Origin of the sequence: Micromonospora sp. S4605, from assembly GCF_003176715.1 — a bacterium.
Classification (GTDB): Bacteria; Actinomycetota; Actinomycetes; order Mycobacteriales; family Micromonosporaceae; genus Micromonospora; species Micromonospora echinaurantiaca.
The window spans coordinates 1-543 of record NZ_QGSW01000174.1 but is presented as its reverse complement, the minus strand read 5'-3'; the positions used below and the strand labels follow the sequence as shown (position 1 = coordinate 543).

Sequence of the window (543 nt, the reverse complement as noted above, 5' to 3'; positions counted from 1 at the left end):
AGCTCCCACAGCAGCGGTTGTCTTGGCGGACAAGCCGTTTCTACCGGAGCTCCGCTTCCTGCATGTCAGGGGCCGTATCGAGGCACTTGCCTACCAGCCCACACGCCTAACTTCACGGCGTTGCCCTTTAGGGCGGGGGTGAAGGCCCGCGCGGGAGGGCCGGGTGAACACCCTGTGCCGGATCTTCGTCACGAAGACCAAGTGGGCGTGCAGGACGAAGACGCAGTGCCTACCGGTGCGAACATCCATGGTGCCAGCCATAGACCAAGGGTAGACTGTCCGATGTGCAGCTTCGTTACAACTTCCGCGTCTACCCGACGCCGGGCCAGCAGGTCGAGCTGGCTCGGGCGTTCGGGTGCGCGCGGGTGGTGTTCAACGACGGGCTGCGTCTGCGCCAGCAGGCACGCGAGCAGGGTGAGAGGTACATCTGCGACGCCGAGCTGTCTCGACGGCTGATCACCGAGGCCAAGCTGACCCCGCAGCGGGCATGGCTGGGCGAGGTCTCGGCCGTGGTGTTGCAGCAGGCACTCGCGGACTTGAACA

The 543-nt window shown here is 65.4% G+C and carries 1 protein-coding gene; it reads left to right on the top strand.

What is annotated here, in order from left to right; all coding sequences use genetic code 11:
* Positions 1-284 precede the first annotated feature (284 nt).
* On the top strand, positions 285-543 hold a 259-nt coding region (locus DLJ47_RS13185), incomplete at its 3' end, for a helix-turn-helix domain-containing protein (protein ID WP_158289815.1).